The 24,674-nt window shown below is 53.0% G+C and carries 25 protein-coding genes; all 25 read left to right on the forward strand.

The genetic code is table 11. The features are described from left to right. Window positions 1–69 precede the first annotated feature (69 nt). Window positions 70–744, forward strand: coding sequence for a TetR/AcrR family transcriptional regulator (locus tag BU251_RS02010; protein WP_128699234.1), 675 nt, complete (start codon window positions 70–72; stop codon window positions 742–744). Beyond that, on the forward strand, window positions 741–2,090 hold the full coding sequence (locus BU251_RS02015) for a TolC family protein (protein ID WP_128699235.1): 1,350 nt from the start codon (window positions 741–743) through the stop codon (window positions 2,088–2,090). Before BU251_RS02010 ends, BU251_RS02015 begins: the two co-directional genes overlap by 4 nt. Continuing rightward, the gene (locus BU251_RS02020; protein ID WP_128699236.1) at window positions 2,062–2,781 is read left to right on the forward strand and encodes a permuted SH3 domain-containing protein; all 720 of its coding nucleotides are present in this window, start codon (window positions 2,062–2,064) and stop codon (window positions 2,779–2,781) included. The genes BU251_RS02015 and BU251_RS02020 overlap by 29 nt, the downstream gene beginning before the upstream one ends. Before the next feature lie 4 nt (window positions 2,782–2,785). After that, window positions 2,786–5,857: an efflux RND transporter permease subunit gene (locus BU251_RS02025; RefSeq protein WP_128699237.1), complete on the forward strand. Its 3,072-nt coding sequence runs from the start codon at window positions 2,786–2,788 to the stop codon at window positions 5,855–5,857. A 33-nt stretch (window positions 5,858–5,890) separates the two neighbouring features. Beyond that, window positions 5,891–6,457, forward strand: a complete 567-nt coding sequence (locus BU251_RS02030) for an HD-GYP domain-containing protein (protein ID WP_128699238.1) — start codon at window positions 5,891–5,893, stop codon at window positions 6,455–6,457. Between the two features lies 1 nt (window position 6,458). After that, entirely contained in the window at window positions 6,459–6,887 is a 429-nt protein-coding gene (locus tag BU251_RS02035; protein ID WP_164908817.1) for a MarR family winged helix-turn-helix transcriptional regulator, read from the forward strand. A gap of 56 nt (window positions 6,888–6,943) precedes the next feature. Further along, window positions 6,944–7,612, forward strand: coding sequence for a potassium channel family protein (locus BU251_RS02040; protein ID WP_128699240.1), 669 nt, complete (start codon window positions 6,944–6,946; stop codon window positions 7,610–7,612). Window positions 7,613–7,619: 7 nt separating this feature from the next. Further along, a complete protein-coding gene (locus tag BU251_RS02045) occupies window positions 7,620–8,801 on the forward strand; it encodes a patatin-like phospholipase family protein (protein ID WP_164908818.1) in 1,182 nt (393 codons plus the stop codon). Between the two features lie 645 nt (window positions 8,802–9,446). Further along, complete coding sequence (gene trxA, locus BU251_RS02050; protein ID WP_128699242.1) at window positions 9,447–9,770, forward strand: thioredoxin; 324 nt, start codon at window positions 9,447–9,449, stop codon at window positions 9,768–9,770. Continuing rightward, window positions 9,770–10,723, forward strand: a complete 954-nt coding sequence (locus BU251_RS02055) for a phosphate acyltransferase (protein ID WP_128699243.1) — start codon at window positions 9,770–9,772, stop codon at window positions 10,721–10,723. The genes trxA and BU251_RS02055 overlap by 1 nt, the downstream gene beginning before the upstream one ends. Continuing rightward, a complete protein-coding gene (locus BU251_RS02060; RefSeq protein ID WP_128699244.1) occupies window positions 10,720–11,841 on the forward strand; it encodes an acetate/propionate family kinase in 1,122 nt (373 codons plus the stop codon). The genes BU251_RS02055 and BU251_RS02060 overlap by 4 nt, the downstream gene beginning before the upstream one ends. Window positions 11,842–11,875: 34 nt before the next feature. Next, window positions 11,876–12,238, forward strand: a complete 363-nt coding sequence (gene panD / locus BU251_RS02065; protein ID WP_128699245.1) for an aspartate 1-decarboxylase — start codon at window positions 11,876–11,878, stop codon at window positions 12,236–12,238. 28 nt (window positions 12,239–12,266) lie between these two features. After that, entirely contained in the window at window positions 12,267–12,710 is a 444-nt protein-coding gene (def, locus tag BU251_RS02070) for a peptide deformylase (RefSeq protein ID WP_228767832.1), read from the forward strand. A 76-nt stretch (window positions 12,711–12,786) separates the two neighbouring features. Next, complete coding sequence (locus BU251_RS09395) at window positions 12,787–12,930, forward strand: hypothetical protein (RefSeq protein WP_164908819.1); 144 nt, start codon at window positions 12,787–12,789, stop codon at window positions 12,928–12,930. Between the two features lie 27 nt (window positions 12,931–12,957). Further along, window positions 12,958–13,896, forward strand: a complete 939-nt coding sequence (gene trxB / locus BU251_RS02075; RefSeq protein ID WP_128699247.1) for a thioredoxin-disulfide reductase — start codon at window positions 12,958–12,960, stop codon at window positions 13,894–13,896. 17 nt (window positions 13,897–13,913) lie between these two features. Then, window positions 13,914–14,855 (forward strand): lysylphosphatidylglycerol synthase transmembrane domain-containing protein, encoded by a 942-nt coding sequence (locus tag BU251_RS02080; RefSeq protein ID WP_128699248.1) that lies wholly within the window; start codon window positions 13,914–13,916, stop codon window positions 14,853–14,855. Further along, the gene (locus tag BU251_RS02085) at window positions 14,824–15,318 is read left to right on the forward strand and encodes an NYN domain-containing protein (RefSeq protein ID WP_128699249.1); all 495 of its coding nucleotides are present in this window, start codon (window positions 14,824–14,826) and stop codon (window positions 15,316–15,318) included. The genes BU251_RS02080 and BU251_RS02085 overlap by 32 nt, the downstream gene beginning before the upstream one ends. Continuing rightward, window positions 15,300–15,779 carry a 2-thiouracil desulfurase family protein gene (locus BU251_RS02090; RefSeq protein WP_128699250.1) on the forward strand — a complete coding sequence of 160 codons (480 nt, stop codon included), beginning with the start codon at window positions 15,300–15,302 and terminating at the stop codon, window positions 15,777–15,779. The genes BU251_RS02085 and BU251_RS02090 overlap by 19 nt, the downstream gene beginning before the upstream one ends. Window positions 15,780–15,906: 127 nt before the next feature. Further along, a complete protein-coding gene (locus BU251_RS02095) occupies window positions 15,907–16,683 on the forward strand; it encodes an MBL fold metallo-hydrolase (protein ID WP_128699251.1) in 777 nt (258 codons plus the stop codon). A 36-nt stretch (window positions 16,684–16,719) separates the two neighbouring features. Beyond that, window positions 16,720–17,586 (forward strand): decaprenyl-phosphate phosphoribosyltransferase, encoded by an 867-nt coding sequence (locus tag BU251_RS02100; RefSeq protein WP_128699252.1) that lies wholly within the window; start codon window positions 16,720–16,722, stop codon window positions 17,584–17,586. 311 nt (window positions 17,587–17,897) lie between these two features. Beyond that, window positions 17,898–19,364 carry a hypothetical protein gene (locus BU251_RS02105; RefSeq protein WP_128699253.1) on the forward strand — a complete coding sequence of 489 codons (1,467 nt, stop codon included), beginning with the start codon at window positions 17,898–17,900 and terminating at the stop codon, window positions 19,362–19,364. Then, window positions 19,352–20,446, forward strand: a complete 1,095-nt coding sequence (locus BU251_RS02110; protein WP_128699254.1) for a DUF362 domain-containing protein — start codon at window positions 19,352–19,354, stop codon at window positions 20,444–20,446. Before BU251_RS02105 ends, BU251_RS02110 begins: the two co-directional genes overlap by 13 nt. Before the next feature lie 213 nt (window positions 20,447–20,659). Beyond that, window positions 20,660–22,261: a CTP synthase gene (locus tag BU251_RS02115; RefSeq protein ID WP_128699255.1), complete on the forward strand. Its 1,602-nt coding sequence runs from the start codon at window positions 20,660–20,662 to the stop codon at window positions 22,259–22,261. 17 nt (window positions 22,262–22,278) lie between these two features. Further along, window positions 22,279–22,644 (forward strand): hypothetical protein, encoded by a 366-nt coding sequence (locus tag BU251_RS02120; RefSeq protein WP_128699256.1) that lies wholly within the window; start codon window positions 22,279–22,281, stop codon window positions 22,642–22,644. Then, window positions 22,631–24,640: an alpha-glucan family phosphorylase gene (gene glgP, locus BU251_RS02125; protein ID WP_128699257.1), complete on the forward strand. Its 2,010-nt coding sequence runs from the start codon at window positions 22,631–22,633 to the stop codon at window positions 24,638–24,640. Before BU251_RS02120 ends, glgP begins: the two co-directional genes overlap by 14 nt. The last annotated feature ends 34 nt before the right edge of the window (window positions 24,641–24,674 follow it).

The following is a 24,674-nucleotide window of genomic DNA, read 5'->3' on the forward strand; positions in this document are numbered from 1 at the left end:
AAACCTTGACGAAATAATTATAGTATGCTATATTTTTGATGTATGCTTCAAATATTGAAGGAGGCCGGCATGGTCCATAAGGAATATTCATTGCGCGAACGAAAGCATGCCAAAACGAAGATCGCCATCATGAATGCTTTCATCAAGCGCCTGGAGAAGACGCGTTTCGACGATATCTCCGTCCGCCAGATCTGCGAGGATGTCGATGTTTCCGAAGGCACCTTCTTCAACTATTTTCCGGAAAAGATCGACATCATCAACTATTATATGCACCTGGAGTTTCTTCAGGTTATCTGGAAGGCCCGTAAAGACGTGCCGGAAGGCGCGTATGTGGCCTTGATCGATGCCGTTCTTGAAAACCTGGGAAAGGAATTATTGCGTTATGACAATATCATTTATCAGTTGATAGCCCTGATGATCATCCAGCAGCAGAGGCCCAAGAATCTGTCCATATCCAACCTTGAAAGGCAGACTTTTCTGCCGGATTGCGAAGGTATAGAGGATATAAAACTGATGCTGCCGGACGATTTCTTCAGCGAGTGCCTCAAAGAGGCCGTCCGTCATGGCGAGCTCTCCAAAGACATTAAAATCGACGATTTGCAGGTATCGTTAATGACAATTTTGAGCGGTACGTTATTGGCGGCTAAATTCGCCGCCAATAAGGATATTGTTTATCATTTCAGGCGTCAATTGCGGTTTCTCTGGAAGGGTTTGGGGATAAAGAGAGCGGCGAGGAGAAGATGAGAAGACGTTTGATCTTTGCAGCCAGTCGGGTCATTATCGCGGCTCTTACCTTAAATATGGCCATGGCGGTTGGTTATGCCGCGGAGTGCCCCGTTGTTTTAGAGATAGGTCTTGACGAGGCCATCGGAAGGGCCCTGGATACCAGCGAAGAATTGAAGATCAAGGATAAAGAGGTTGATAAAAGCGAGGGGGCCTACCGGGAGGAGCGCGCAGAGATGCTGCCGCATTTTACCGCCAAGTCGCAATGGACGCGTAACCTGTCTTATCCGGACAGCGCGGCCGCCGAGATAGCCGATTACGAGTCCGAAAACACTATCAACGCTTCGCAGGTCCTCTGGTCATTCGGCAGGGTCCTGTATGCGGTGAACGCCGCCAAAAAAGCGGTGGAGGCGACCAGATTCAACAGGGATGCCACCAGAGAGGAGATCGTCTATACCGCCAAGTTGAGCTATTACAGCTGTCTTTTGGCCAAGAATACCTTGTCCATCACCGAGAAGTCGTACGCGAATGCCCTCGAGAACAAGGATCTGTTGGGCCAGCGTTCCTATGGCGGCCGCAGCTCCAGGTATGAGATCCTTAGGATGAATACGGATGTGGCTTCGCGCGTTCCTGCGGTCAACGAGGCCAGGACAGAGTTCGACGCGGCCGTAGAGACTTTGAAGAGGCTTATTGATGTGAGTCATGAATGCAGTATTTCCTTGCTTGGGGATTTTAAGGATAAATATGAATCTTACGATTACGAGGCGCTCGTTTTCGTCATGGCTGAAAGAGAACCGTATCTCAAGAGCTTGGATAAGACCATTGAATCGGCCGATGCAAAGGTCAAGAGCAAATTCGCCGCCCTATTCCCGACCGTATCCGCCTTTTCCTCATGGGGTTATGCCGGGGGCGGCAACGAACATTCATTCCCGTCCGGCGGCGACCTGGATAATTATTCCCTCGTGGGCTTTAAGATCGATATCCCGATCTGGGAAGGCGGGCTCAAGCAGGCACAGTTGAGCCAATCGAGGGCCACCAAGGATATCGCGGTCTTGAGAAAACAGCAGGTGTGGAGGAACTACATGCTGGAACTCAAGAAAGCCTTTTTGGAATATGAACAGTATAAGGACAATCTCAAGGCCAATATCGAAGCGGTGGACCTGGCGCAAGAGTCGTTCAAGCAGACGCAGGAGATGTTCGCGTCTGGCCAGGTAACTCTGACCGACCTGAACGACGCCGAGCTTCTGTTGACCAACCAGAGGCTGAATAAAGAAATGACGTTGTTCAACATCAATGTGACGCTGGCCAGGATAGAAAAGTTGATCGCGGAGAAAGCCAATGAAATGTCCGTCGTTAAAAAATCTTAATCCCAGGGCAAAGGTATACGCGGCCATGCTTTTGTTTGGCGTCATCGCCGTGTTTATCAGGATCGTCCTTGTGCAGCTTGACCGCGGCCGTCAGATCGTCAGCTTTGTTTCCGAGTGGGAGCGATACGGCAGGCCGGTCCTTGTCAAAGAAATGATGGCGGTTGATGTTCCTGTGTATACGAAATTCACCGTCATCATCGGCCAGGATGGTTCGGCCAGAGGTTTTGTCACGGGAGACATCAAGGACAAGCTTGCACAAGGCCAGGCGGTCTACCCGAACGCCAATAGCGGGATCCCTTGCGGCGCGATCTCAGAGATCGGTCAGGAGCTTGATATGGAGACGGGGATGTTCCCGGTCACGGTGGGTTTTAGCAATTTTTCAGGCGCGTCCGGCTCCAGGCTGGTGCTTTTTGCGCAAACACAAACTTTGAAAGCCGCATTGGTCGTGCCCAATGATATCGTTGATATTTCTAAAGATGGTTCTTTTTTGTGGAAGGTCGAGGACGGCAAGGCCAGGAAGATCCATGTCAAGATCGGTTCCCGTAACGGCTATGGGACCCTTATCGCCGAAGGCATCGGGTCCGGCGATTTGGTCGTGCTCAGGGGTCAGGATTCGTTAAGCCAGAACGATAAGGTGAAGATCGTGGGCCGGCAGGCCGGTCCCGCGCGCAGGACAGGAATGGGGCTATAAAACAATGATCGCTTATTTTGTCAGACATCGGATCACCACCATCATGTTCGTTCTGGTGTTTGTGGTCCTCGGTGTATACAGTTATGCCAACCTGCCTATCGAGAAGACGCCGAAGATGGACTTTCCTATTGTGACGGTTTCGGTGACGTATCCGGGCGCAACCCCCTTAGAGGTCGAAACTCTGGTTGTCAAAAAGATCGAAGACGTGGTTGCCGAGATCTCCGAGATCAAGAAGATCAAAAGCCAGGCCTATGAAAGTCTGGCTTTTATTTCTATTGAGTTCTTGATCGAGGCAGACGTCAATGTCAAGTCCATCGAGGTCAAGGACAAGGTGGATGCGATCTTGAACGACCTGCCCGATTCAATCGAAAAACCCATCATCGAGAAATACGATCCCTTGATCGTACCGGTTATGGAATTGGTGCTTTCCAGTGATACGCTGGACGGCCGGGATCTCTATGAATACGCCGACAAGACCCTGAAGACCAAGATTTCTTCTATTGCGGGGGTCGCCAAGGTCGATGTCTATGGCGGCAAGAAGAGGCAGGTCAACGTCTGGCTCGACCCCATGCTGATGAAACAGCATTACATCAGTATCGGCGAGGTGGTCAATGCGATGCTCTTGAAGAATATGAATATCCCTGCCGGCGCCTTGGAGAAGGGTTTTAATTCGCTCGGGGCCAGGTTTACCGGGGAATTCGAGAGCATCGATGAGATAGCACGGATGAAGCTGGTTTCTTCCGACGGATCCAGCTGCCTCCTGAAAGATATCGCGACGATAGAAGACAGCTATAAGAAGATTGATTCCATGGCGCGGTATAACGGCAGAGAAGTCGTAGGCCTTTCCATCAATAAATCTTCCGACGGCAACGCGGTATCCATCGCCCGGGATCTGCGGCGCAGACTGGATGCGTTCAGGGCGATCCTGCCTCGCGGTGTCAACCTTGATGTAGCGACGGACACGACGACGTTTATCGTCGATGAGACCCATGCGACGATTTGGAATATTTTTATTGGTCTTTTGCTGACAGCCGCCATCCTTTATTTTTTTATAGGCAGGTGGGATATTGCTTTTATCGCCTGCATCATTATCCCCACTTCCATTATCTCGACCCTGTTTCCTATGTGGATGTCGAAGTTTTCGATCAACATGCTGACCTTGTTGGCCATCGCTTCGGTGCTCGGGACATTGATCTCGAATGCCATCGTCATCATTGAGAACGTATTGGTGCATCTTGAACGTTCTGATGACCCTGAGAAGGCCGCTATCGAGGGGACCCAGGAAGTTTTTGTCCCTATTATCGCGGCTACCGGCACCAATCTCGTCGTTTTTATGCCGTTGTCCCTGATGAGCGGGATCGTTGGCGTGTTCATGAAGTCTTTCGGCTTAACGGTTGTCTACGCCACATTATTTTCATTGCTGGCTTCTTTTGCTCTGACCCCTATGCTGTGCGCCGCGCTCCTGCAGCCCAAAAAAGGCGAGAAAAGGGGCACCGGAAAACCAAATGTTATCTTGGAGGCATTATTCGCTCCATTGCATTGGATACGTCAAGGCATTGATGCCGGCATGGAATTCTTGAAAAAGGAATATAGACATATCTTTGATCTCATCTTTCGATATCCCAAGGCGACCATTATTTCCGTTGTCCTGCTGTTTTTTGGGTCATTGATGCTGGTGCCGTATCTCGAGAGCGATTTTTCGCCGAAGTCCGATGAGGACCAGTTCGTCATCAATATGGTTTTGCCGCAAGGCTCTACGATTGAACGCACCCTGGAAGCCTGCAGGCTGGTAGAGGGGTATATTGAAAAGATCCCGGAGAAGAAATCGTATCTGACCAACATCGGAGAGAATGGGGTCGAGAACGCCAAGATCACGCTGGATCTTGTGTCTTTAAAAGACAGGAAGAGAGCGGACACGGAGATCATGGATGAGCTTACCAAATTCATCGCTGCGATCCCCGATGTCGAGGTGAGTTATGACCGGGGTATGTCTGCCGAATCCGGCACCGGAGATGTGGCCATAGACCTCTATGGTATTGATTACGATACGATGATCGGGCTTTCCCAGCAGATGAAGGGCTTGATGGAGCAGAGCGGCTATTTCAAGAGCGTTATTTTGTCTTACAAATTCCCCGGCGATGAAGTCCGTCTCAAGCCCCTGCAGGAAAAAATCGCAGAGTATGGGCTCACGGCCGCAACCGTAGGGACAAGCTTCCGGTCGTCGGTATATGGAGAAGATACGAATACGTATAAGGAAAAGGGCGAAGAATACAAGATCAATATTGAGTTGAACGACGCCTACGCGCAGGAGGCCGATGACATCAAGGTCATATCCGTGCTTTCGCGTAAAGGGCTTATCCCTTTGGATGAGCTCGGCACGCTCGTGATCGACAAGACCGTTCCTATGATCCGTCATCGCGACAGGGTGAGGGTTATCCACCTGGACGGTTTCCTGGGCAAAAGCTCGATGGGCGTGGTCAGCGGCGTCCTCGACAAGCGGTTCAAGGCCATGCAATTCCATGAAGGCTATGGTTATCGTTATGTGGGGAATGCTGAACACATGGACGAAGCGACCCGTGAACTTGGCAAGGCGTTTGTGCTCGGGGTCATCCTGACGTTCATGCTGCTTTGCGCTCTTATGAATTCGTTGATCGCCTATCCTTTGGCCATCATGACGACGGTCGCGACCTCGTTGATCGGGATCATCCTGGGTTTGTTTTTCCTGGGTCTATCCATCAATATCGCATCGATGATGGGCATCGTTATGCTCGTGGGTATGGTGGTCAATAACGCGATATTGATGCTGGATTATACCCTGATCAAGATGAGGGAGGGCGTGCCGGTCAAGGAAGCGCTGTGGATCGGGGCTACCGAGAAATTCCGGGCGATCATGATGACATCCATCGCGATCATCCTGGGTGTCTTGCCGCAGCTCTGGTCGGTCATGGAAGCCAAGAGGGCCATGGGCGGCGTCATGACCGGCGGCATGCTTGCTTCGATCGTGTTCACTTTTATTCTTGTTCCCGTTGTCTTCTGGTATCTGGTCCGTTTCGAAAAAAGATTTGTCAAACATTGATCTTGCGATAGGCCACGTCCGTACGTCCAAACAATGAAAGAACTGGATATTCTGTTTTTGTTGACAAGGTTTATAGATAAGAACGGGTCTGTTTTTGCCCACGGCCGGCGCGTTGCCGGGATTGCCTGCGCCATGGCCAAAAAGATGGGGTATTGCGACGAAGGGATCAGGCATATTCATTGTGCCGCCGTTGTTCATGATATCGGGAAGATCAATGTCCCGCAAGAAATTGTCAATAAACCTGGTTGTCTCAGCGACCATGAGATCGCGATTATCAGGAAACATCCCGAACTGGGATTTTGTCTTTTGAAAGACACGAAGCCGGAGTCTATTGTTGCGGAGGTTGCCCTTCAGCATCACGAGAGGATGGATGGTTCAGGGTATCCTTTCGGGCTGTGCGCCCGGGACATCCATCCTGTTGCAAGGATTGTTGCCGTTGCCGATGTGATTGATGCGATGACTTCTTTGCAGGCGTATAGGCCGGCCCTAAATATGCACGATGCCCTCGGAGAACTCATGCGGAACCGCGGATCGCTATACGATGCCGGAGTCGTCGATGCCAGCGTATCGCTTTTTGAGCGGGGAGAGTATCATGTCTGAGGTGCCCTATGATGTGAGGCTTTCCGAATTATTGCAGAGGGTTATGCGGGATTTCCGTGTCCAAGCCTACCGCTATTCACTGTCCCAAAAACTTCCTTTATCAGAGTGCCGGGTGTTGTTTCTGTTGTGTAGCGGCTTGCCGGTTAAAATGAACAAAATAAAACAGGATTTGTTTGTTTCCGGGGCATGTGTCACAAGCATCGCCGACCGGCTTATCAGAAAAAAACTCATCATACGCCGCCGCAGCGATACAGACCGCAGGAAGGTAAGTCTCGTACTTACGGATAAAGGAAGGAGTTGCTTGGTGCGATTGGAAGCGCGCCGGAAGGGTTTGCTGAAAGCGATATTCGGGAACTTAACAGAAAGAGATAAAAAAACAATAGAGGACGGCGTTTCCATTCTTGCCGTGTCTTTGGAGTCCGTAAAATGAATCTGATCCATAAGGCGTTACAGGTGACGCTATGGTGCTGATGAAAAAATAAATTTATGAAAAGTTATTTATGGCGGGCATTGGTGAGCAACAAGTACTACCATTTATTGGCTGTGCTTGTTGTTTTCTTTTTTATCGTGCCGTTCGGGACGGGTGGCCCGATGCAGCATTTCGTCTTTCCGCTGATGTTTTTGTCCGGCATCCTTTTTTCTTTAAGGGCACTGGAAGTCAAAAGGGCGGAATTTCTCCTTATGGCCTTGACCGGCGTATCGGCATTGGCCATCGGCATTTTGTTTGAGTTCTTCCATGCTCCCGCGGCAGGAGGCAGGATCCTGCTTGAAATACCCATCGTGATCTACGCGTTTTTCTTATTGATGTCCATAGCGCTTCTGATCTCCAAGATGTTCGCTGTCTCAAAAGTGACCAGCGATACGATCGCCGGAGGCATCAGCGTCTATTTGCTTCTGGGGTTCCTGTGGACGGTGTTTTATTATGCCGTGTATATTTACGACCCCTGCGCTTTTAATTTTCCTTCGCCGGCCCATCAATACAGTTTGTTCTATTTCAGCTTTTCGACGTTGACGACCGTGGGTTATGGGGATGTTTACCCGGTGAACAGGATGGCGATGTCCCTTTCCAACCTGGAGGCCATCACCGGCCAGATGTATGTCGCAATCTTCATTTCCAGGCTTGTGGGGTTGCATATTGCAGCCCATAACAAATAGGCAAAAGATGTCGAAAAAAATCTGCTGGTTGGTCATTTTGATTTTATCCGTGTCTGGTTGCGCCGCGGCGCGGCATGCGGTCCCGTCGGGCCTGACAGGGGACGTAACGGTTTCGGGTCTGCGGGATATCCGGGCGGTCAGCGGCGCCCGGAGTGAGTCTTTTACGAAAGATTTTATCGGGCTATTGGAGCAGGCGGAAAAGAACAGCCCGTCTTTTTTTGATTTCAGGGGCGGCCGGACGTATACGTTGCTTGCGATCTCCGGCGGCGCGGCATACGGCGCTTACGGCGCCGGCCTCCTGAACGGCTGGACGCAAGAAGGGTCAAGGCCGGTTTTTCAGATCGTGACGGGGATCAGCGTCGGGGCCATTATCGCCCCGTTTGCCTTTTTAGGCAGCGCCTACGACCGCCAGCTCCAGGAGCTTTGCACGAATTATGCGACAAAGGACATCATGCACGTCCGTCTGTCCCATGATTCTTTTGCGAGTTCACGGCCGCTGGAACGCTTGCTTGAGAAATACTTCGACGAGAGATTCCTGAAGGAAGTCGCCGCCGCCTACGCTCAGGGCCGCAGGCTGTACGTCGGGACGACCGATCTGGATGCGCAGCGGCTTATTATCTGGGATATGGGGAAGATCGCCTCTGTAGGAGACGAGAGGGCGTTGCGTTTATTTAGAAAGATCATTCTGGCGTCGGCATCGATCCCTCTGGCATTTCCGCCGGTTTTCATGCAGGTGGAGGCCGGCAACAAGACATACGATGAGATGCATGTCGACGGAGGGGTCATCAAGCAGGTCTTTTTCCTTCACGATATCGCCCTCGGTCTGGAGCAGGCCGTCCGCCAAAAAGGCCTGGATATGTCGAGGTTGAAATACAGGATTTACGTCATCAGGAATGGCTATGTCGATCCTGTCTGGAAGGAAATCCCCGACAGTCTTGTCGATATTGCAGAACGTGCCGTCGATACGCTGATCAACGCCCAGGGCATCGGGGACATCTATCAATTGTACACCTTCACAAGGTTACGCGGAGGCGATTTCAATCTTGCCTATATCCCCGGTGACCATCTTTCGGCGGCTAAAGAGCCTTTTGACCCCGTGGAGATGCGGAAACTTTTTGACCTTGGTTTTGAAGAGGCGGCCGCCGGCTATCCCTGGAAAAAGGTCCCGCCGGGCCTGGAGAAAAAATAGGCAGCGGCCGCAAGACCGGCAGTCGTGTTTATCCGGAGAAAGGCCCGGGCGGACGGAAGGCCAGGTTTCTGGCGCGCTTCAAAAGAAGCGCTTTTTTTATTTCTTTTTTAGGGATATTTGTTATAATATAGAAGATTTTTTTGAGAACGGAAGGACGAGGAGCGTGCCTCGCGTCAACCCGCCTTGAGAGTGATATATCTTGTTTTTATCAAATGAGTTGCAAATATGATGTAATATTTTTTTATCCCGGCGTAAGGTTTCATCTTTGCGGGGTGAAACATTTGTTTGGAATTTAAGAAGAATTAAGGAATTAACGTTACTCCTCGTGTAAGCATCTTGACAATTTATGCCTGCGACCAGCCTTCGCAGAGCTCAGGCGGGCAGTCATAAATTCTCAAGATACACTGCCGCAGAAAGCGGCACACCGGCCATCCGATAAGGCCGGGTGAAGGAGTTAACCCAGAAAGGGTAGGCCTCCGCAATACCAAATAAGCGGAGGGCCTAATCTCGTCAGAGGCGGAAGACATTAAGAAAGACCCCTTGCCTAAGCGCTTGTCCGTTTCACTCACAAGCACCAGAGGTGTTCGTGAAATGGACTTGCGCAGGCAGGGGTAATTCCGCCGGAGGCGGAATTAAGGAGGCCCCATGGGAGCAATTCATTTGAGCGATGAGAATTTTAAGAAGGAGGTCTTGGAATCCAAGATTCCATGCCTGGTCGATTTCTGGGCCGAATGGTGCGGGCCTTGTCGTCGGGTCGCGCCGGTCGTTGAAGAGATAGCGGATGAATTTCAGGGGCGGTTTAAGGTCGCAAAGCTTAATGTGGACGAAGGGTCCAAGACGGCATCGGCTTACGGCGTCATGTCCATCCCGACATTGATGTTTTTCAAGGATGGGAAGGTCGTCGAGCAGGTCGTCGGGGCCGTCGCCAAGCAGGAACTTGTGGCCAAAATAGAGGAGTTGTTGGGCTAATGGATGCTATAGCGTTGATCAGAGAAAAGGCGAAGAAACAATCAAAGACGATTGTTTTGCCGGAAGGGCACGATCCCCGCGTCAGGAAAGCGGCGGAGTTTATTCAACAGGAAGGTATTGCCAAGGTTATTTTGCTGGAGAAGGGGAAGCTCGATCCTAAAAAGATCGAAGAATACACGGAATTATATTATCAGCTTCGTCAGCACAAAGGGATCGCCAGGGAAGAGGCCCAGCAGACGGTCTTGAATCCTGTTTTTTACGGAGCGATGCTGGTCCGTCAAGGCTTGGCGGACGGTTTTGTCGCCGGAGCGGACACAACGACATCAGATGTCGCCAAGGCAGGCCTGTATTGCCTAGGCGTGGACCGCAGGATCGCGACGATCTCGAGCTGTTTTATCATGACGGTTCCGGATTGTCCTTACGGCGAAGGGGGAACGTTCCTTTTTGCCGATTGCGGCATCATTCCCGATCCGACGACGCGGCAGTTGGCGCAGATCGCGCTGTCGACGGCAGACCTGGGACGCAAGGTCCTGGGGATCACGCCGAAGGTGGCGATGCTGAGTTATTCCACCAAAGGGTCGGCGAGCGGGCGTTTTATCGAGAGGATCCGGGAAGCCACGGCCATGCTGCACGAGATGGCGCCCGACCTTGCGGTTGACGGAGAGCTGCAGGTGGACGCGGCCATCGTGCCTGATGTTGCCAGACATAAAAATCCCGGAAGCCCGATCCAGGGGGACGCCAATATCCTTTTGTTCCCGAACCTGGAGGCGGGCAATATCGCTTACAAGCTCGTCGAGCGCCTGTCCAAAGGCCGTGCCCTTGGGCCGCTCTTGATGGGATTGGTTAAACCTTGCAGCGATCTGTCGCGCGGCTGCAGCTGGGAAGATGTTGCGGATTGCACGGCCGTTACGGCGATCCGCTGCCAGTATGAAGTTGAAGGCGAGGGCATATGACATCCTGCAAGATCCTCGTCATCAACTCGGGAAGTTCTTCGATCAAATATCGTCTGTTCCGTGCCTCCAAGAACGGAGGCGGCGGTGCGCGTTTTGCCCTCGTCACCAAAGGGTTGATCGAGAAGATCGGTCATAAAGATTCCAATGTCCATGACCATAAGGAGGGCATTCAGCTTCTGTTGAATACCCTCACTCAAGGTCAGGGCGCCAAGATAAAGGATTTGAGCGAGATTTGCGCCATCGGTCATCGCATCGTTCACGGCGGTGTGACATTTAAAAAACCGACGTTGATCACTTCAGAGGTCATGGCCAAGATCCGCGAGTGTTTTGAGTTGGCTCCTTTGCATAATCCGGCGAATTACGCGGGCGTCGAAGCCTGCCAGGCGATCCTTCCGAACGTCAAACAGGTCGCCGTCTTCGATACGGCTTTCCATCAGTCTCTGCCGGAACATGCCTACATTTACGGCCTGCCTTACGAATATTACGAAAAATATAATCTCAGGAAGTTTGGGTTTCACGGCACGAGCCATCAGTACGTGGCCCACGAGGCGGCGCGCATTTTGGAAAGGCCCTTGAGGAAATTGAAGCTCATCACATGCCACTTGGGCAATGGCTGCAGCATTGCGGCCGTCAAACATGGCCAGTCTATCGATACGAGCATGGGCTTTACGCCGCTGGAAGGATTGGTCATGGGGACGCGATGCGGCGATATTGACCCGGCATCCGTCATCTTTCTTGCGGAAAAGGAAAAGATCAGCTTAGAAGAGATCGATCGGGTCCTGAACTATAAAAGCGGCCTTAAGGGGGTTTCCGGCCTCAGCAACGATATGAGGGAGATCTGGGAGGCGGCAAAAGAAGGCCACCACAGGGCGAAACTTGCGTTTGATATCTTTACGTACAGGATCAAAAAGTATATCGGCAGCTATATCGCCGCGATGGGCGGGGTGGACGCTATTGTATTTACGGCGGGGATCGGTGAGAACGAAGCGCATGTCCGCAACCGGATCACCAAAGGACTTTTTGATTTCCTGGATGACAAGAAAGTCAGGGTGTTGGTGGTCCCCACCAATGAAGAGTTGATGATCGCCAAGCAGACATTTCATGTGGTTAGCTTATGACGGTTGCGGCAGAGGTGCTGGAAGAGAGGCGGAAATGTACAGGATCATGTGCAAGTCGAAAATTCACAGGGCCAGGATCACAGGGGCGCTTCTGTATTACGAAGGCAGCATCGCTATCGATACGGACCTTCTGGAGGCCGCGGATATCCTTCCCGGTGAAAAGGTCGAAGTTCTCAATGTGAACAACGGCTCGCGGATCGAGACGTATGTGATTGCCGGCAAGAAAGGGTCGGGCGAGATGTGCCTGAATGGTCCTGCGGCGAGGTCCGGCTGTGAGGGGGATGAAATCATCGTCCTGGCTTACGCGATGGTGCCGGAGAACGAGGCGAAAAATCTCAAGATGAAGGTTGTGCATGTCGATTCTTCAAACAAGATTAAGAATACATTTCTACGGTGATCCGGTTTTGCGCCGGAGATCTAGACCGGTGGCTGCGGTGGGTCCCGAGGAGCAGGCTGTTCTTGTTCAGATGGAAGAGGTGATGCGTTGCGCCGGCGGCGTAGGGCTGGCGGCGCCTCAGGTAGGCTTGAACAAGCAACTCGTGGTCGTGGACGTTGGAGAAGGGCCGGTGGCCCTGGCCAATCCGAGGATATTAAAAAAATGGGGCTCGGCCGCCATGGAAGAAGGGTGTTTGAGCCTTCCCGGTATTTACGTCAAGGTGAAGCGCGCCAAGAAGGTCAAGGTCGCGGGTTTGAATGAAAAGAACGAGAAGGTTGTCATCGTCGCGGCGGATTTTTTGGCGCGTGCCCTCCAGCATGAGATCGATCATTTGCGGGGAAGGTTGATCTTTGATTATGCCAATTTGTTTGAAAAATTAAGACTGAAAGCCAAACTGAGACAGGTGAGGGCGGGATCGCGGATCTCTGCTTGACGCCTGCCGCAGGGACAAGAAGGAGCCGGTTTTTTGAGACAACAACAGGAAAGCGCATCAAAGGAGGTATCTCAACATGGATTGCCCCAACAGCGAACGCAATACTTCCGAGTGTCCTTGCGATTACAAGCATTGCCCCAGAAAAGGGACGTGCTGCGAGTGTATCGCATATCATCGCAAGGATAAACAATTGCCGGCATGCCTGCGTGAGCAGGAATAAGGGAACCGAACGGCAGGGCAGGTGGCTATGGTTTATGATGTGGTGATTGTCGGTGCCGGTCCCGCCGGCCTGACGGCTGCGCTTTATGCGGGCCGTTCCAAACTTAAAACGAAGATTCTGGAGAAGGAAGCCGTCGGCGGCCAGATCCTATTGACGGAGTTGATCGAGAATTTTCCGGGTGTGTATCGGATGAATTCTTTCGACTGGGTCGAGGTCGTCAAGAAACAACTGGCAGATTTAGACCAGGTAGAGTTGCAGGAAAGCGCCGGCGTCGACAAACTGGAAAAAAACGGAAAAGAATTTCGTCTCCATGTCCATAGCGATGCCGCAGGCGGACCGGAGGTCCTGGAGGCCAAAAGCATTATTTTGGCGACGGGCGCCAGGCCCAGGAGGTTGGGGGTCCCCGGAGAGAACAAGTTGACGGGCCGCGGCGTTTCTTATTGCGCCACATGCGACGGCCCTCTGTTTCGCGACAAAAACGTCGTGGTCGTCGGCGGCGGCGAAACGGCTTTGGAGGAGGCGTTGTATTTGAGCCGTTTTGTCAAGACGGTCACCATCGTGCATCGTCGACAGGGATTGAGGGCAACGGCGCTGATCCAGGAGCGCGTCGCCAAAGATCCGAAGATCCGGTTGAAGCTGGAATTCGTTCCCCTCGAGGTCGTCGGGGCGTCCCGCGTGGAGGCCCTGAAGATCCGGAACGTTGCAGACAAACACGAAGAGTCGTTGGCGTGCGACGGCGTTTTCGTCTTTATCGGTTTCAATCCTGAAACGGCGTTTTTGGAAGGGATGCTTGAGACCACCCAGGAAGGATATATCCTGACGGATGAACGGATGATGGCATCGGTCGAAGGGGTTTTCGTCTGTGGGGATTGCCGCAAGAGACCCTTGAATCAGGTCGTCACGGCCTGCTCTGAAGGCGCCATCGCCGCTTATGCGGCCGCAAGATTCCTGGAGCAGGCAACATAACAGGTCCGCGGGATCCCATGAAAAAAACCGCTTCTTACCTTTTAAGGATCGGCATAACCGCAGGTTTGCTGATCCTTTTGTTTTTCCGCACGCCCCTCAAAAAAATCGTCTCCATCGTCCTGCAGGCCGATTTTTACTGGCTCCTGGGAGCTTTTCTGCTGTTTTTCTTCCTCAATGTCCTTGTTTTCCTGAGATGGTTTCTTTTGCTGCGCGGCCGCGGCATCCATGTTTTCCCCCCGCGGCTGTTTTTGTCCTATCTTGTTTCTCTGTTTTTCAACCTGATATTTCCTTCGACGATCGGCGGGGATGCGGTGCGCACGCTTGATATCTCCCGCCATACGCAGAGGCATTCGAGCGGTATTCTGGCGAGCGTCGTTTTGGACCGTGTCAGCGGCTTCCTCGGCCTCGTGACCGTCCTCATTTTTTCCCTTGCGTTCGGTTATAAAGTCTTTAACGACGCCAGCATCTTTCTGGCGACGGGCATCCTTTTATTTTTAGTCCTTGTTTTTTGCGGCATGATGTTCTCGGGCCGCTTCTTCGGTCTCTTGGCCGCATGCATCCCGTTTGGCGGCGTGCGCGGGTATTTCGAGAAGATCCACAAGGAGACAAAGGCGTACAAGGGGCAACGCAGCGTCCTCTGGATGTCATGGATCATCTCTTCACTCACCCATGTGGGGCTGGCGTTTACCTATTATCTGACGGCGCGCGCCTTCGGTCTGGATTATTCCCTGATCTATTTTTTGATCTTTGTGCCGATGATCACGGCTTTTTCGTCCCTGCCCGTCTCCATCGGCGGACTGGGCGTCAGGGATGCGGCCTCCGTCTTTGTCTTTGCCAAGATCGGCATTGCGGCCGAGAAGGCCTTTGCGATATCGCTGATGAATTTCGGCTACACCTTCCTCTTGGGTCTCTTGGGAGCCGCCGGTTATGTCTTTATTCTATATCGTCGACGGGTATAACGTCATCAAGCGCTCGGGGCCTTTTTGCGATCTGCCCCTGCGCCAGGCGCGGGAACGCTTTTTTATGTTTTTGGAAAGCAGCCGGCCGCACGGCTCGGTGCGCAACAGGCTGGCGGTCGTCTTTGACGGGTCTGCGCAGGTGTTCGGTTTCAAAGAAAGCAGGACGTTCGAGATCATTTTTACGACGGGTGAATCCGCCGATGAGAAGATCAAAGAGATGGTCCGCGCGGACAGGGATCCCCGCAACATCGTCGTCGTGACGGATGACAGGGAGCTGGGGTACGCGGTGCGGTGCCAGGGCGCGCGGGTCATAGTTTGCGCCGATTTCCTGAAGTCGTCCGGCACAGCCAAGAGGCGGGGGCGGTCCGTTGCCCAGGAAGCCGATCTCAAGAATGTCCTTAATATCGTACAGAGGGAAAAGATCACGCAGGAGCTTAAAGGCCTATGGCTCAAAGAACCATGATGGTCAGCGCATGCCTGGCCGGGGTCAACTGTGTTTATGACGGCAGCCATAACCGTCAGTCCCATTTTGCCGGGCTTCTGCATGATGGGGAGGTTTTTTTGTTCTGCCCCGAGGTCCTGGGGGGCATGCGCATCCCGCATCCGCCCTCCGAGATCCGCGGCGGGGATGGTTTTGCCGTCCTGGAAGGCAGGGCGCGGGTTGTCTCGAGGGACGGACGCGACGTGACGGAATTTTTTCTTCTTGGCGCCAGAAAAACCCTGGCCTTTGCGCGCAAGCACGGAGTGAAGACCGCCGTCATGAAGGCCAAGAGTCCTTCTTGCGGATGCGGCAAGATCTACGACGGGACGTTCACCAAGACATTGATCCCCGGTTTCGGTGTGACGGCCGCATTGCTGAAGCAGAACGGCATTGAGGTCGTCAGCGATGAGGAGTATTTGTCGGTCGTGAAAACAGAAGAATGACGAAGTCGAAAAAACAATGTCCAAGGCGGACTTAAAAGTTTTCTCCGTTTCCTCTGGGGTGAATCTTTAGCATTTGACATTTTGGGATTAGGGTTTTGGAATTGGTCATTTCGTATTCTGATTGAAGATGTCTAAACAATCCAAGAGTGATTATTGGCTCAAATTCCTGGGGACGGCGGGCGCGCGGTTCGTCATGATCCGCCAGCTGCGGGCCTCCGGAGGGCTGTGGCTCAAGTCCGGCACGACACAGGTTCTCATCGACCCGGGGCCGGGGTGTCTCGTGCGGTGTTCATCCGTCAGGCCCAAGCTTGATCCGACGGGTCTCAACGCGATCATCCTGACGCACCGTCACCTGGATCATGCCAATGACATTAATGTGATGATCGAGGCCATGACAGAGGGGGGTTTTAAAAAGCGCGGCGTCGTTTACGTCCCTCAAGACGCCCTCGGCGACGACCCGGTGATCTATAAATATGCGAGGGAATTCGCAGGCAAGATCGAGGTCCTGGCGCCGCAGACGGCTTATCATCTCGGGGATTTTTCTTTCGAGACGACGGCGCCCTTGCGCCATCCGAGCATGACCTACGGCCTGAAGTTCATGATGGGAGAGACCAGGGTTTGTCTTTTGTCGGATACGGAATATTTCGAAGGGCTGGAGGACATGTTTGCCTGCGACGTGCTTATCGTCAATGTCGTTTTTTTCGAGCCCCATCCCGGTATCCAGCACCTGAATTTCGGCGACGTCAAAAAGATCGTCGAGCGCCTGACGCCCCAAAAAACGATCCTGACCCATTTCGGTCTGACGATGCTCAAGAACCATCCCCATGTCCTGGCAAGGCAGCTGAGCTGGGAGACAGGGTTGAATGTCGCGGCGGCGACGGACGGCCTGAAGGTGGAATTTTAGCCGTGCGGCCTTTGGGGCCATAGGGAGGAGAAAAAGATGAAGGATCTGCTGATAGCTCTACGGCCTCAACAGTGGGTCAAGAACATCGCTTTGTTCGCCGGTTTGATCTTTTCGCAGAATTTTTTTGACCCATGGAAGAGCGTCGTCGTCCTGGCCGCGGCGGTCGTTTTTTGCCTGGCCTCCAGTGGTCTTTACCTGCTCAACGATATCCTGGACATCGAAGCGGACAGGAAACACCCGCAGAAGAAAAATAGGCCTCTGGCTTCGGGCCGGATCAGGCCGGTCACAGCCCATGTTTTAAGCTATGCGCTGATGGTTTGGGCGCTTATCGCCGCCTATGTCCTGAATAGGAATTTCGGCCTCATCCTCGCCATTTACCTTGTCCTCGAATTTTCTTATTCGACCTATCTTAAAAACGTCGTGATCCTCGACATCTTTTGCATTGCCGCGGGGTTCTTGCTGCGCGTGATAGGGGGTGCCGTCGTCATCGATGTGCCGATGTCGAGCTGGCTCTTGATCTGCACGATCTTCCTTTCCTTGTTTTTGGCCCTGGCGAAGCGCCGCGGGGAGATGGTCCTGTTGGAGGACCGTGCCGCCGATCACAGGCCTGTCCTGGCCCATTACAGTCTGCCGTTTATCGACCAGATGATGACCGTCGTGACGGCTTCGACCATCCTGGGCTATGTCCTGTATGCGCTTTCTCCGGAGACGACGGCCAAATTCCATACGAGGAATCTCCAGTATTCCATCATCTTTGTCGTTTACGGCATCTTCCGGTATCTTTATCTTGTTTTTCAGAAGAGAGAAGGAGGGGCGCCGGAAAGGGTCCTGTTTTCCGACAAGCCGCTTCTTTTGAATCTGCTGTTTTATCTCGCGTCTGTCATTGCAGCGGTGTATTTTTAATGAGGCCATGACTTACGGAACGATAGTGACGTAAGTCATATGGCCGAATTAATCCGCCAGCGTTTTAGTGGCGGATAGATCAAAGCCATGACTTACGGAACGATAGTGACGTAAGTCATATGGCCGAATTAATCCGCCAGCGTTTTAGTGGCGGATAGATCAAAGCCATGACTTACGGAACGATAGTGACGTAAGTCATGTGGCCGAATTTCAGCCGTAGGCTGATCCGCCTCCGGCGGAAATCCGTCGAAGTATTAGCGTCGGGATATGGTTCCGGTCTTCAACGGTCTTTTTCTTGCCCGGATAAACTCATGTCAACAACCCTGCGGCGTTTTCTTGTTCTTGTCTTGATTTGGATTGCCTCGACCGTGTTTTTTCTGGGCCTCGGCGCAGACGCTCAGAGGCCTTTTATCGGCTTCCCCCTTGACGATACCTGGATCCATTTCAGTTTTGCCAGGAATCTTGTCCAATACGATTCTTTCGGCTTAAATCCTTTTGAGCCGTCCAGCGGGAGCACGTCTCCTTTATGGGTCGCCCTTCTTGCCTTTTTGAAAATCCTGGGTCTGCCTTTTGAGGTTTCCGCTCTCAGTATGGGCATTTTTTTTGTTTTTCTGACTGCTCTTTGCGTCGAGAAGATCGTTAGGCTTATGACAAGGGAGGAGCGGACTGGATTTTATGCGGCGGTCCTGGTCCTTTTGTCCGGCCGTTTCCTTTGGGGCGCTCTTTCAGGCATGGAAGTCGCGCTTTTTTCTTTTCTGGCGGCCCTCGGTATTTATCTCCATCAGAAATTTTCGCAGGAAGGAAGGATGAGCGTTTTGCCGGCGTTGGTTTTCGGCCTGGCATCCTTGGCGCGGCCGGAAGGCCATCTGCTTTTTGTCCTGGCGTTCGGCGAGCTCTGTATCAGGGATCTCCGCCGCTGGAAACAACTCCTTCCGGGCACCCTTCTTTACGGCCTGACTTACGCGATCATGGTCATTCCTTATCTTCTTTTCTCCTGGATCCTGACGCACAGGTTGTTCTGCAGCAGTTACTATTCCAAAATGCTTTTTACTTGGAGGATGACGGCAGGGCCTTATCTTAAAGAATATATCGGCTTTGTTTTTTGGGACAACCCGTTCCTGGCGCCTTTTCTTGTTTCAGGCCTTTGGGAGTGTGTCCGCAGGCGCTGGGGGCTTATAAGTGTTTGGCTTGTCGTCTTTCCTCTGGCCGCCTCTCATGTTTCCCCTATTCTCATCCATCATGGCCGCTATATCATGCCGCTTGTCCCGTTCTATTCTCTGGTGGGGTTCCTGGGGTTGCGCCGGATTCTGCACGGGAACCCTTTTCGCGTCTTGTTGGTATTGGCGATTGCATGGTGTCTGTTCAGCGTTGGCCGGTGGGCCGGGATCTATGCGGCGGACAGCGCATCCATCTATGGGCAGCATTACCGCGCGGCCTTGTGGCTTAAAGAACACACGGCGCCCCAGGATGCGATTGCGACCAACGACATCGGCGTCATTTCTTATGTTTCGGAAAGGCCGATCGTGGACATCTGTGGTATAATCAAGTTGAATGTGCTGAGGGTTATCTGTTCGCCCGCGCCGCCGGAATTCCGGCGGCATATGTTATGGCGTTATCTGGCGGCCCGCCACGTGAAATACCTGGCCTATTACCCTACTTGGTTTCCCTGGATCAATGACAGGAAGTGCTTGAAGAAGGTATGTGAGGTGCGCTACCCCGCCAATACCATCGCTGCGTCGGATACTATGGAGGTTTATCGCGTGCTATGCACAAACTGAGATCAAAAGTTGCTGTGATCAAGACAACTCCGGAATGCGTCCTGGAGGATATTAAAAAGCTCTGCCGCCTGGCGGATATGCCGGCGGCCCTGGCCAAAAACCAGCCGGTGATCCTGAAGGACAATATTTCCTGGCACCTGCCGTTTTTGTCGGCCAACACGACGCCATGGCAGCTGGAAGGCGTCATCCGGGCCTTGAAGGCGTCGGGTTGGGACAGATTGGTTGCCGTCCACAATAACACCGTGGTAACCGATCCGGACAAGGGGCTGAGGCTCAACAGGCTTCTGGGGGTTTACCGCCAATACGGCGTCGAAGAGAAGTATAATTTCAACAAGGATGAGATCCGCTGGGTCCCGTATCATCCGAAATTCAAGACACGGGCGCTGCATAAGGTTTACGGCCACGATGTGATGATTCCCGAATATTTCTTCGGCAAGAACATCGTCCATCTGCCGACGGTCAAGACGCACATCTATACGACGACGACAGGCGCCATGAAAAACGCCTTCGGCGGCCTCTTGGGAACGCATAGGCATTATACACATAGCTGGATCCATGAAGTCCTGGTGGACCTTTTGAAGATCCAGCAGGACATCCATAGCGGGATCTTCTGCGTCATGGACGGCACGATCTGCGGTTGCGGCCCGGGCCCGCGAACCATGGTGCCTGTGGAGAAGGGCTATATGCTGGCCTCCAGCGATTCTGTGGCCATTGATGCGGTTGCGGCCAGGATGATGGGATTCGATCCGCTGGCCATCCCGTATATCCGGATGGCGCATGAGGACGGCATCGGGGTCGGCGATGTCGGGGATATCGAGATTGCCGGAGAGGACATCCGGAACGTCAATTTCCATTTCTATGTCGGCCAGAACATGGTCAGCCGTTTCGGCAGGACCGTCTGGTTCGGCCCTCTCAAGTCCCTGCAGAAGTTCTTTTTCCGTACGCCGCTGGTCTATTTGTTCGTCTATGCCTCCTTTTTGTATCATGATTATGTCTGGTGGCCGCTGATCGGCCGAAGACGCCAGAGAAAGATCCTTCGGGGGTCGGCGTGGGGCCGTCTTTTCCGGAATTATCCTTTGTGATCGCCGGGAAGGGAGATATTTTGATTGACTTCCTTGTTTCGCCGTGATATTAATAGGATATAATTTTTTTCAGGTGTTATGTGCAGCAAACGCTTAAGACAGGCGCGGGTATCGGGCTAAAAAAGCTCGGTACCCGTATCTGTTTTTAAGGGAACCAATGCCGCTTCCCTGTTGCAGAAGCACGATTATCCACAGGTCAAGCGGAGGATGACAATGGCAAAATATATCTTTGTGACAGGCGGCGTTGTGTCGAGCCTCGGCAAGGGGATTGCGTGCGCATCGATCGGAAAGATCTTGGAAGCGCGCGGTCTGAAAGTCAACCTGATCAAGTGCGATCCGTACATCAATGTGGATCCCGGCACCATGAATCCCTTCCAGCATGGGGAGGTGTATGTGACCGACGACGGCGCCGAGACGGACCTTGACCTGGGCCACTACGAGAGGTTCACCCATGCGAAGTTGACGCGCGACAATAACGTGACGACAGGCAAGATTTATTTTTCCGTGATCTCCAAGGAGAGGCGCGGGGATTATCTGGGTAAGACCGTCCAGGTGGTGCCTCATATCACCGACGAGATCAAGGCGTCCATCCAAAAGGTGGGCCAGACGGGCCGTCCCGACATCGTGATCGTAGAGATCGGAGGCACGGTCGGCGATATCGAGAGCCTGCCGTTTCTGGAGGCGATCCGTCAGCTCAAGCAGGAGATGGGGCCGGCCTGTGCCATCAACATCCACCTGACGCTCGTGCCTTATATCCGCAGCGCCCAGGAGATCAAGACCAAGCCTACCCAGCACAGCGTCGGCAAACTCCGCGAGATTGGTATCCAGCCGGAGATCCTTTTGTGCCGGTCGGAAAAGCCCATCGAGCAGGACGTCAAACAGAAGATCGCCCTCTTCTGTAACGTTTGCGAAGACGCGGTGGTCGAAGCCTTGGATGTCCAGAGTATTTATGAAGTGCCCCTGATGTATAAGAATGACGGCTTGGACGACCTGATCCTGAATTTTCTGCAGTTGAACTCTCGAAAGGGAGATCTGAAAGACTGGAGCGACCGCGTTGTCCGCGTCCTCAAGAATCCATCAGCCGCCTGCCGGATTGCGGTGGTGGGCAAATACATTACGCTGCAGGATGCCTATAAGTCCATTTATGAAGCTCTCATCCACGGCGGTATTGCCAATGCCGCGCGCGTGGAGATCGTCAAGGTCGACTCCGAAGACGTCAAGACGCACAAGACGTCGGCTCTTTTCTGCGGCGTCGACGGCATCCTTGTCCCCGGCGGATTCGGTTATCGCGGCATCGAAGGCAAGATCAACGCGATCGAATTTGCCCGCAAGGAAGGGATTCCCTATTTCGGCATCTGCCTGGGGATGCAGACGGCGGTCATTGAGTTTGCCAGGAACGCCTGCGGTTTGAAGAATGCCAATTCGACGGAGTTCGACCCCAAGACGCCCTATCCGGTCATCAGCCTTCTCGAAGAGCAGAAGAGCGTCAGGGTCAAGGGGGCCAGCATGCGATTGGGGGCTTATCCCTGCCGTCTTTCTCCGGCGTCGCGCGCCCATGCCGCTTACCGTCGCAGCATGATTTCCGAGAGGCACAGGCATCGCTACGAATTCAATAAGGATTTTAAAAAGATCATGGAGAAGCGGGGCCTGAGGATCGCCGGCGCCTCGCCTTCCGGCGAGCTCGTCGAGATCGTTGAATTGAAAGACCATCCATGGTTTGTCGCCGTGCAGTTCCATCCGGAGTTTAAATCGAAACCCGATTGCGCCCATCCCTTGTTCAGGGAATTCATTCGCGCGGCCCTCAAAAACAGATAGGCAGGGTGTCTTTTGTCATGACAAAACATTGCCCGATAAGAATAGCGGTATTGTCCCTGGCGATATCATGTTGCTGCGGCTGCAGCCAACCCCTGCGCACGCTGATCGCTGTTGGGGATGAACAGAAAGAACAGGCCGTCTATGTGCGGCAGGAACAGGCACGGTTCAAAGCCCTCTTGCGCGACATCCATAGGGGCCGCCTTTTGCCCGGGCTGAGGCAGGAACGTGTCTTGGCTCGTTACGGAGAACCGGTTTTACGCGAAGGCAAGACCTTTCTTTATCGAGACCCGGTTGCCTTCTTCGATACCCCGAAAGTTTATCTCGAATTTGACGAAACAGATCTTCTTTCTTCCATCAAGGTGGTCACAGATGAAAAGCCATAATTCCCTGCAGGAATTGGTCCGGATCAAGGATGATCCCCAGGGCCGTTATGCCGCGGATATCCATGACGACGTTTATTTTGGTTTTCCTGTAGCGCCTGTCCTGGCGGCCGAGCGCGCTCTTCTGGCGGGGAAGCAGAAGACGATCGCCTATTTCTCCATGGAGTACGGCCTGGCGACAAGCTTCTATAATGGATTCACATCTGTCCGCCCGGTGTCGGATGCCAATAGAGTTATTGAAAACGAAGTTTTCTCGAACGAGAGGATTGCCGACTACCTTTTTTCGTTAAAGGTCGATGCCCTGGTGGATCTTCCCATCTATTCGGGGGGTCTCGGCGTCCTGGCAGGAGATACCATCAAGACCGCCGCGGATATGAAATTGCCCATGGTCGCCATCGGCATCCTTTGGAGCAAGGGGTATTTTAAACAGCGGTTCTGGTTTAAGTTCGGCCAATTGCCCGAGGAGATGAAATGGGATCCCTGGACGTTTCCAGGGCTTATCCCCCTGGAAGACAAGGTCAAGCTTGAGCTTAAAAATAAGGATATCTATCTGCGTCTCTGGAAGTATTATGTTTACAGCCGGACTCGCGACCATGTGGTGCCTCTTATCCTTCTGGATTCCAATGTCGAAGAGAATGACGAGGCCGGCCGGCGCCTGACCGACAAGCTGTATCGCAGCGACGATGTCTCCGGCCGTATCCTCCAGAGACTGATCCTGGGAATGGGGGGTATCCGGGCGCTGGAGGAATTGAAATACCCCGTCAGCATCCACCATTTGAATGAGGGGCACGCTGCCTTTGCTTTTGTGCGCAAGGCCGGTGATGACCCAGGCACAGATCCTGATGCCCTCAAGTCCCAATTTGCCTATACTTGCCATACGCCCGTCCCCGCCGGCCATGATCGTTTCAGCGTCGGAGAGTGCGAAGCATACCTCAATCCCCAGGACATGGCCCTTGTCAAGAGGTATGGGCTTGAAAGCCCGGAATCTTCCGTTGTGAATCTGACGGTCCTCGCCATGAATACGGCGTCAAGCGTCAACGCCGTCTCATGGAAACACGGCGAGGTGATGAAGCTGCAGTTCCCGGCCTACAAAGAACGTATCAAGGCGATCACCAACGGTGTGCATTTTTCGACGTGGGTTTCTGAGCCGATCCTTAAATTCTTGGATAAGTTCGGCAAGGATGTCGGCGACTATCGTCATGATCCCCGTCTTTTGACGCATGTGCTTTCCCTCAAAGACAATCATGCGTTCAGGAAAGCGCTTTGGGAGGCGCACCGGGAGAACAAGAAGGGGCTTGCCGGTATGCTGGGGCGATGGCGTCTCAAAGAGGATGTTTTGACCGTGGCCTGGGCCCGGCGCATTGCCGCATACAAAAGGCCGAGCCTTATCCTGCAGGACATCGACCGCTTGATGGATATTGCCAAGCGGGTCGGTCCGCTGCAGATCCTTTTTGCGGGCAAGGCCCACCCCAATGACAACATCGCCTTTACCTATGTGAACGAGATCATGAATACCATCGACAAGACCCAGGACCAGGATGGCTTGCTTAAAATCCTGATGCTGGAGAATTATGATATATATATCGCCAAGATGCTAGTTTCCGGCGTCGATATCTGGCTCAATAATCCCCTGCCGCCCTATGAGGCGTCTGGGACCAGCGGGATGAAAGCGATCGCCAACGCCGTGGTCCAGTTGAGCACCGTCGACGGATGGATCGTCGAGGCCAAGGACAGCGGCATAGGAAAGTTTTTCGGTTATGAAGATACGGGGCGCGGCTATACCGACGGCCTCGCCCTGAGGCTGAGTGAAGATTCCAGCGATTTATATGCCTCTCTCGAGGATATGGCACGTCTGTATTACGGCACGAATGACAAAGACGGCATCCATGTTCAATCCGCATGGATCGATATGATGATTCATTGCCTGGCTGAAGCCGGGCGCTTCAATACATTCCGCATGCTCCATGAATATAAATCCCAGGTATGGGATATGAAATAAATCCTATCATTGTCCGGCGCCTGCCAGCCGGCTA

This window comes from Candidatus Velamenicoccus archaeovorus (assembly GCF_004102945.1).
GTDB lineage: Bacteria > Omnitrophota > Gorgyraeia > Velamenicoccales > Velamenicoccaceae > Velamenicoccus > Velamenicoccus archaeovorus.